This is a genomic window from Serratia sp. 506_PEND, assembly GCF_001076875.1.
In the GTDB taxonomy this organism is placed as follows: domain Bacteria; phylum Pseudomonadota; class Gammaproteobacteria; order Enterobacterales; family Enterobacteriaceae; genus Serratia; species Serratia marcescens.
This window is the reverse complement of record NZ_JVEL01000587.1, coordinates 65,122-73,058: the sequence shown is the minus strand read 5'-3', so window position 1 is coordinate 73,058 and position 7,937 is coordinate 65,122. Positions and strand designations below refer to the sequence as shown.

Here is a 7,937-nt window from a genome sequence, read left to right as displayed (position 1 = left end):
CCTGTGCGCCGACGCGCTGCGGGCGCTGCGCGGCGGCGAGCAGCCGGCCACGGCGCTGGAAGCGTTGACCCCGCGCGAGCGCGAGATCTTCGATCTGCTGGTCAAAGGCGACAGCGTAAAGGAGATCGCGTTCAAGCTCGATCTCAGCCATAAAACGGTGCACGTGCATCGCGCCAACGTCCTGGGCAAGCTGCAGTGCAACAGCACCATCGAGCTGGTGCATTTCGCCCTCGACCATCAGCTGCTGGCGGGGCATTGATGTCACCCCGCTTCCGGCCCTGGGTTATCTCGCTGTTTATCCTGTTGGCCTGGGGCAGCGGCTGGCTGATGCTGTGGACGCTCGGTTTCTACCTGACCCACAACGGCAATCAGGCGGCGCTGTTTCTGCCTCACGGCGTCTATCTCGCGCTGCTGATCCTGCTGGCGCGCCGCTATTGGCCCGCCCTGATGATACCGCCGGTGCTGCTGCTGTTCTGGCTGCACGGCGAACGCCTGCTGAGCGGCTACAGCCTGCTGGCCGCGCCGTTCATCACCCTGCTCCCGGCCGCGCTCGCGCAGCGGTTCTGGCGCCGTTTTCCGCTCTACTGGCAGCGGCTGACGCTGCTGCTGGCCGCCGTGACCGCCGCCTCGTTGCTCAATACCGCCCTGCTTGCGCCTTTCGCGCACAGCCCGGCGATGCTGCTCGGCCTGGCGTCGTTTACCGGCGGCGTCTTGCTGACCCCGTTCGTCTACCTGATCTTTGAATTTCTGCGCCAGCAGCACCGTTACCACCTGCTGGGGCTGGACACCACCAACCCGCCGCTGCGCGCCTCCTTAATCATCTGGTGCAGCCTGTTTTTCGTTATCGGCATCGGCACCCAGATGGTGCTGTCGCCGGAAATCGAACGCCTGCTGCTGATCGTGGTGTTTCTGCCGAACGTGGTGATGGCGTGGAAGTTCGGTTGGCAGGGCGGCGTGCTGTCCGGCCTGCTCGGCAGCATGATGATCACCCTCGCCCGGCAGGTCGGCGTGGGGTTCGGCAATCTGGTCGAGCTGGAAATCTTTCTGGCGACGCAGGCGCTGCTCGGCATCGGTCTGGGCATCGCCATCAGCCGCCAGCAACACCTGGCGCAAAACCTGCACCATTATCGCCGACGGCTGGAAGAAGAGCTGGCGGCGCGGCGGGCGCTGACCGAAAAACTGATCCACACCGAAGAAGACACGCGGAAAAACCTGGCGCGCGAGTTGCACGATGAAATCGGCCAGAACATCACCGCGATTCAAATTCAGTCGCAGCTGGTCAAGCGGGCGCGCGATCCGGCGCAAACCCAGGCCGCCGCGAACCAGATAGCCGATCTCGCCCGGCGCATTCATCACTCCACGCGCCAGCTGCTGCGCCAGCTTCGCCCGCCCGCGCTGGACGAGCTGGCGTTCAAAGACGCGCTTCACCACCTGCTGAATGAATTCGCCTTCAGCGAACGAGGCATCCGTTGCCGTTTCGACTACCGACTCATCGACACGCCCGCCGGTGAGACGGTGCGCTTCACCCTCTACCGGCTGCTGCAAGAGCTGCTCAACAACGTGTGCAAACACGCCGAAGCCAGCGAAGTCGCCATCGTCTTGCATCAACAGGGTGAGCTTTTGCACCTCGAGGTGCGGGACAACGGCATCGGCATCCGTGCGGACAAGGTGCCCGGCTTCGGCATTCAGGGGATGCGCGAACGGGTCAGCGCGCTCGGCGGCGAACTGACGCTGGAAACGCAGTGCGGCACCCGAGTAATTGTTAACCTGCCCACAAATTTGCAACAAACCGCCGACTAACTAGGAAAAAGTCTTAGCCACTCCGGACTTTCTCTCATCCCCTTTCCCTTTCACCTTCTTATAGTCAGCACCAGGGAGGCGGCTATGCAAGCACGCTCGGCATCTGAAATCGATCATCGTTACCGCGCGCTGCGCCCGCGACTGCTGCTGTATATGGTCATCGGGTACGCCGCCTTTTACCTGACGCGCAAAAGCGTGAATTACGTGCTGCCGGCGCTGCAAACGGATTTGGGGCTGGATAAAGGGGACATCGGCCTGCTCGGCTCGCTGTTTTATCTGAGCTACGGCCTGTCGAAATTCGCCGCCGGGTTGTGGCACGACGGCCATGGGCAGCGCGGGTTTATGGGGATCGGCCTGTTCGCCACCGGAGTGCTGAACGTGGCGTTCGCCTTCGGCGAATCGCTGACGCTGCTGCTGGCGGTCTGGGCGCTGAACGGCTTCTTTCAGGGCTGGGGCTGGCCGCCCTGCGCGCGGCTGCTGACCCACTGGTATTCGCGCAACGAGCGCGGCTTCTGGTGGGGCTGCTGGAATATGTCGATCAACCTCGGCGGCGCGATTGTGCCGCTGATCAGCGCCTTCGCCGCCCAGCGCTGGGGCTGGCAGGCGGCGATGTTGATCCCGGGGGCCGTCAGCATGGTGCTGGGCATCTGGCTCATGCGGCAGCTGACAGGCACGCCGCAGGAAGAAGGCCTGCCGTCGGTCGGCCAGTGGCGCCACGATCCGCTGGAGCTGCGCCAGGAACAGCAAAGCCCGCCGATGGGGCTGTGGCGGATGCTGCGCACCACGATGCTGAAGAACCCGATGATCTGGTTGCTCGGCGTCTCTTACGTGCTGGTCTACCTGATCCGCATCGCGTTGAACGACTGGGGCAACCTGTGGCTGACGGAAAGTCACGGCGTCAACCTGCTCAGCGCCAACGCGACGGTGATGCTGTTCGAGATAGGCGGCCTGCTCGGCGCGCTGTTCGCCGGCTGGGGCTCGGATGTGCTGTTCGGCGGGCAGCGCGCACCGATGATTTTGCTGTTCACGCTCGGGCTGATGGTGTCCGTCGCCGCGCTATGGCTGGCACCGGTGCATCACTACGCGCTGCTGGCGGGCTGTTTCTTTGCGGTGGGCTTCTTTGTCTTCGGCCCACAGATGCTGATTGGCCTCGCCGCCGTGGAATGCGGGCACAAAGGCGCCGCGGGCTCCATCACCGGCTTTCTCGGCCTGTTCGCCTATCTGGGGGCGGCGCTGGCGGGCTGGCCGCTGTCGCGGGTCATCGAAGGCTATGGCTGGTCAGGCATGTTCAGTTTGCTGTCGATCGCCGCCGTTCTTATGGGTTTATTGCTGATGCCGCTGCTGATGGCGAGCGTTACCACCTCTACCGAGAGAAGGATAAAACAATGAAAAAAACGTGGGTCACTACCCTGATAGCGTCCGGCATCGCGCTGGCGACGTTGAGCGGCGCCGCGCACGCCAAGGGCCGCCTGGTGGTTTACTGCAGCGCCACCAATGAAATGTGCGAAGCGGAAACCAAAGCCTTCGGCGAGAAATATGACGTGAAAACCTCGTTCATCCGCAACGGTTCCGGCAGCACGCTGGCAAAAGTGGACGCCGAGAAGAAGAACCCGCAGGCGGACGTCTGGTATGGCGGCACGCTCGATCCGCAATCCCAGGCCGGTGAAATGGGGCTGCTGCAGCCGTACAAATCGCCGAACCTCGACCAGGTGATGACGCAATTCCGCGATCCGGCCAAGCTGAAAGGCAACTACTCCTCGGCGGTCTACGTCGGCATTCTCGGCTTTGGCGTCAATACCCAGCGCCTGAAAGAGAAAAACCTGCCGGTGCCCAAGTGCTGGAAAGACCTGACCAAGCCGGAATACAAGGGCGAGATTCAAATCGCCGATCCGCAAAGCTCCGGCACCGCCTACACCGCGCTGGCGACCTTCGCCCAGCTGTGGGGAGACGATCAGGCGTTCGATTACCTCAAGCAGCTGAACGCCAACGTTTCGCAGTACACCAAGTCCGGCATTGCCCCGGCGCGCAACGCCGCCCGCGGTGAAACGGCGATCGGCATCGGTTTCCTGCATGACTACTCGCTCGAAAAGGAACAGGGCGCGCCGCTTGAGCTGATCTCGCCGTGTGAAGGCACCGGCTACGAAATCGGCGGCGTCAGCATCCTCAAAGGCGCGCGCAACCTCGACAACGCCAAGCTGTTCGTGGATTGGGTGTTGTCGAAAGAGGCGCAGGAGCTGGCGTGGAAGAAAGGCAAGTCCTATCAGATCCTGACCAATACCACCGCCGACACCTCGCCGAACTCGCTGAAGCTCGACGACCTGAAGCTGATCAACTACGACATGGACAAGTACGGCTCGACCGAGGTCCGCAAGGCGCTGATCAACAAATGGGTCAGCGAAGTCAAGATGGGTAAATAAGCCCACATTCTGCGCCTGTTGCCGGGTAAGCCTCACGCCTTGCCCGGCCTGAACATCCGGGAAACTTATGTCACATACACATGCACTCCATCTCGTGAAAAAACGAGATGCGATATTCCTTTGGGTTTTGCTTGGCTGGCTGGCGTTCGCCCTGCTGCCGAGCTGGAGCCTGGATTACGGCCTGCTGGAGTCCACCGGCGATGAAATCCTCGTGGCCTACGGCTGGTCACACCGCAATATCAGCTGGCTTTGGTGCCTGTTGCCGAGCCTGCTGCTGCTTCGCCCCTACGCCGCGGCGGGCGGTGAACGGCGGCGGCGGCACGCGTTCGACGCCGGCTGGGCGCTGCTGTGCATGGCCTTTATCGTCGTCAGCGCCACGTTGGCGGGACGCGGCTTAGGCTACGCCACCCTGGTGCAATTGACCGCGCTGGGCGCCATCATGACGCTGGCGCTGACCCGCCTCGAATGGCTGGGCGGCGACCGTTTCGTTATCGGCGCGCTGGTCACCATCGTGGCGCTGATCGGCGTCTTCATCGTCTGGCCGAGCATCGCGATTTTCATTCCGATGTTTACCGACCAGACGGGCGCGTTCGCGCCGCTGGCCTTTATGAACGTGCTGTCGCAGGCGCATATCGTTCAGGTGATCCTCAACTCCATCGCCCTGTCGATCGCGGTGGGCGCCGGCTGCACCTTCTTCGGCCTGGTGCTGGCGATTTACACCACCCGCATCGCCAAACGCAGCGCCATTATCGGCCGCATCTTCTCCATCCTGCCCATCGTCACGCCGCCGTTCGTCGTCGGCCTGGGCGTCACGCTGATGATGGGGCGCTCCGGCTACGTCACCGAGTGGATGGTTACCTGGTTCGGCCTGACCAACACCAACTGGCTGTATGGTTTTACCGGCATCTGGCTGGCGCAGGTGCTGGCGTTCACGCCGATGGCGTTCATGATCCTCGACGGCGCGATCAAGACCATTCATCCTTCGCTGGAAGAGGCCTCCTACACCCTGCGCGCCAGCCGTTGGCAAACCTTTAACGGCGTGTTCGTGCCGCTGCTGAAACCGGCGCTGGCCAACGCGTTTCTGATCGTGGTGGTGCAATCGCTGGCCGACTTCAGCAACCCGCTGGTGCTCGGCGGCAACTTCGACGTGCTGGCGACGCAAATCTATTTCTACATCACCGGCTCGCAGCTCGACTATCAGGCCGCCAGCACCCTCGGCGCCTTCCTGCTGCTGTTCTCGCTGCTGGTGTTCTGCATCCAGTACCTGTGGATCGGCAAGCGTTCCTACGTCACCGTGTCCGGCAAATCCTACCGCGGCGATGTGCAGCCGCTGCCGGTCACGCTGGTGTGGAGCGTGATCGCGTTGCTGGCGGTGTGGGTAGCCTTTAACGCCTTGCTCTACGGCAGCATTTTCTACGGCAGCTTCACCGTCAACTGGGGGGTGGATTACACGCTGACGCTGGATAACTTCATCAAGCTGTTCGGCCAGGGCATGAGCGACGGCGCGTGGCCTTCGCTGCTCGACACGCTGCTGTACGCCGGGATCGCCGCGCCGATCACCGCCGCGTTTGGTCTGCTGATCGCCTGGATCGTGGTGCGCCAGCAGTTCAAGGGCAAAAAGACCATCGAGTTCACCACCATGCTGTGCTTTGCGGTGCCGGGCACCGTGGCGGGCGTCTCTTACATTCTCGCCTTCAACAGCGCGCCGGTGTACCTCACCGGGACGGCCGCCATCGTGATTATCTCGATGGTGATGCGCAACGTGCCGGTGGGCATTCGCGCCGGGATCGCCGGGCTGGGCCAGATAGACAAATCGCTGGATGAAGCCTCGCTCAGCCTGCGCGCCGGCTCGCTGCGCACCATCACGCACATTCTGCTGCCGCTGCTGCGCCCGGCGATCCTGTCGGCGCTGATCTACAGCTTCGTGCGCGCCATCACCACCGTCAGCGCCATCGTCTTCCTGGTCACCCCCGATACCCGCGTGGCCACCGCCTACATCCTCAACCGCGTGGAAGACGGCGAATACGGCGTGGCGATCGCCTACGGTTCAATTCTGATCGTGGTGATGCTGGCGATTATTTTCCTCTTTGACTGGCTGATCGGTGAGGCACGCATCTCCCGTTCAAAAGCCAAAAACCAGGCGTAATGGAGCCCATGATGAGCCAGAAAAATTTCGTTGAACTGCGTAATGTCTCCAAACGGTTCGGCAGCAACACGGTAATCGATAACATCACGCTCACCATCCCACGGGGGCAAATGGTGACGCTGCTCGGCCCTTCCGGCTGCGGCAAGACCACCATTTTGCGCCTGGTCGCCGGGCTGGAGAAACCGAGCGACGGGCAGATATTCATTGATGGTGAAGACGTCACCCATCGTTCTATCCAGCAGCGTGATATCTGCATGGTATTCCAGTCTTATGCCCTGTTCCCGCACATGTCGCTGGGGGAGAACGTCGGCTATGGCCTGAAGATGCTCGGCATCCCGCGCGCCGAAGTGAAAGCGCGCGTGCAGGAAGCGCTGGCGATGGTGGATCTGGCGGGGTTCGACGATCGCTATGTCGATCAGATCTCCGGCGGCCAACAGCAGCGCGTGGCGCTGGCGCGCGCGCTGATCCTCAAGCCTAAAGTGCTGCTGTTCGACGAGCCGTTGAGCAATCTCGACGCCAACCTGCGCCGCAGCATGCGCGAAAAGATCCGCGAGCTGCAAAAGCAGTTTGATATCACGTCGCTGTACGTCACCCACGATCAGAGCGAGGCCTTTGCGGTCTCAGACACCGTGCTGGTGATGAACAAAGGGCATATCATGCAGATGGGTTCGCCGCAGGATCTCTATCGGCAGCCCGCTTCGCGCTTTATGGCGAGCTTTATGGGGGACGCCAACCTGTTCCCGGCCAGTTTCAGCGCGGAACATGTCGATATCAGCGGCTATCGCCTGCCGCGCCCCGCGCACTTTGCCGCCCAGGGCGCCGGCACGGTGGGCGTGCGCCCGGAGGCGATCACGCTGAGCGAGCATGGCGATGAAAGCCAGCGCTGCGTGATCGAACATGTCGCCTACATGGGGCCGCAGTATGAGGTGACGGTGGCATGGCACGGACAGCAGATTTTGCTGCAGGTTAACGCCACCCGCCTGCAGCCGAACGTCGGCGAGCAGTATTATCTGGAAATTCATCCCTACGGCATGTTTATGCTGGCGGATGCGGCATAATAAGCATCACTCTTAAGCGTTAGAATAACGGCCATCCCGAACGGGATGGCCGAAAATAATCGCCAAAAACACCGTATTTATCTATTTTTACAATTCCACCCAAGTCCTTGTTCAGCCGAGCAATAAATATAACCACACCCGCTAGAAAATAACCACCCAGACCACTCAGGGTGATATTTTTATTTAAATGGGGTAAGCTTGATTCCGCAGTCGAAATTATTTAACGGCCAACTCAAGGAGAAATTCATGAGCAACAATGCAAACGCACAGGCGCAGCTGGATAATTTACGCAACGTCGCTTCCCAGCTGAAGGAAATGCGCCACTATGCGCAGGCGAATACCGAGACGCTCTCCGCACACTGGCTGGCCTTCGATCAGGGGGAATGCAAAAATAAGGCATTCGCCGAAGCCATTAACGACCTGTTGAATAAACAGGGCGCCTGTCTGGAAGGACTGGAAAAAACCATCCAGGATATCGAGATAGAATTGAACCGTCTCGACAAAGCCGCCTGATAA

At 61.2% G+C, this 7,937-nt stretch carries 7 protein-coding genes; all 7 read left to right on the top strand.

Going from position 1 to position 7,937, the window contains the following annotated elements:
- The coding region (locus ADK28_RS26585; protein ID WP_048797129.1) for a LuxR C-terminal-related transcriptional regulator at window positions 1–259 on the top strand (259 nt) is incomplete at its 5' end.
- Window positions 259–1,800: an MASE1 domain-containing sensor histidine kinase gene (locus ADK28_RS26580; RefSeq protein WP_048797128.1), complete on the top strand. Its 1,542-nt coding sequence runs from the start codon at window positions 259–261 to the stop codon at window positions 1,798–1,800. The genes ADK28_RS26585 and ADK28_RS26580, both read left to right, overlap by 1 nt.
- A gap of 60 nt (window positions 1,801–1,860) precedes the next feature.
- Window positions 1,861–3,189 (top strand): MFS transporter family glucose-6-phosphate receptor UhpC, encoded by a 1,329-nt coding sequence (gene uhpC, locus ADK28_RS26575; protein ID WP_227944646.1) that lies wholly within the window; start codon window positions 1,861–1,863, stop codon window positions 3,187–3,189.
- Entirely contained in the window at window positions 3,186–4,217 is a 1,032-nt protein-coding gene (locus ADK28_RS26570; protein WP_048797127.1) for an ABC transporter substrate-binding protein, read from the top strand. Before uhpC ends, ADK28_RS26570 begins: the two co-directional genes overlap by 4 nt.
- A 67-nt stretch (window positions 4,218–4,284) precedes the next feature.
- Window positions 4,285–6,363 (top strand): ABC transporter permease, encoded by a 2,079-nt coding sequence (locus tag ADK28_RS26565; protein WP_048797126.1) that lies wholly within the window; start codon window positions 4,285–4,287, stop codon window positions 6,361–6,363.
- 11 nt (window positions 6,364–6,374) lie between these two features.
- Entirely contained in the window at window positions 6,375–7,421 is a 1,047-nt protein-coding gene (fbpC, locus tag ADK28_RS26560) for a ferric ABC transporter ATP-binding protein (RefSeq protein ID WP_033641035.1), read from the top strand.
- Window positions 7,422–7,667: 246 nt separating this feature from the next.
- Window positions 7,668–7,934: a hypothetical protein gene (locus ADK28_RS26555; RefSeq protein ID WP_004939738.1), complete on the top strand. Its 267-nt coding sequence runs from the start codon at window positions 7,668–7,670 to the stop codon at window positions 7,932–7,934.
- The last annotated feature ends 3 nt before the right edge of the window (window positions 7,935–7,937 follow it).

Coding starts and splice junctions, on each gene's coding strand:
- ADK28_RS26580 (WP_048797128.1), top strand. CDS start 259: ATGTCACCCCGCTTCCGGCCCTGGGTTATCTCGCTGTTTATCCTGTTG.
- ADK28_RS26570 (WP_048797127.1), top strand. CDS start 3,186: ATGAAAAAAACGTGGGTCACTACCCTGATAGCGTCCGGCATCGCGCTG.
- ADK28_RS26565 (WP_048797126.1), top strand. CDS start 4,285: ATGTCACATACACATGCACTCCATCTCGTGAAAAAACGAGATGCGATA.
- fbpC (WP_033641035.1), top strand. CDS start 6,375: ATGAGCCAGAAAAATTTCGTTGAACTGCGTAATGTCTCCAAACGGTTC.
- ADK28_RS26555 (WP_004939738.1), top strand. CDS start 7,668: ATGAGCAACAATGCAAACGCACAGGCGCAGCTGGATAATTTACGCAAC.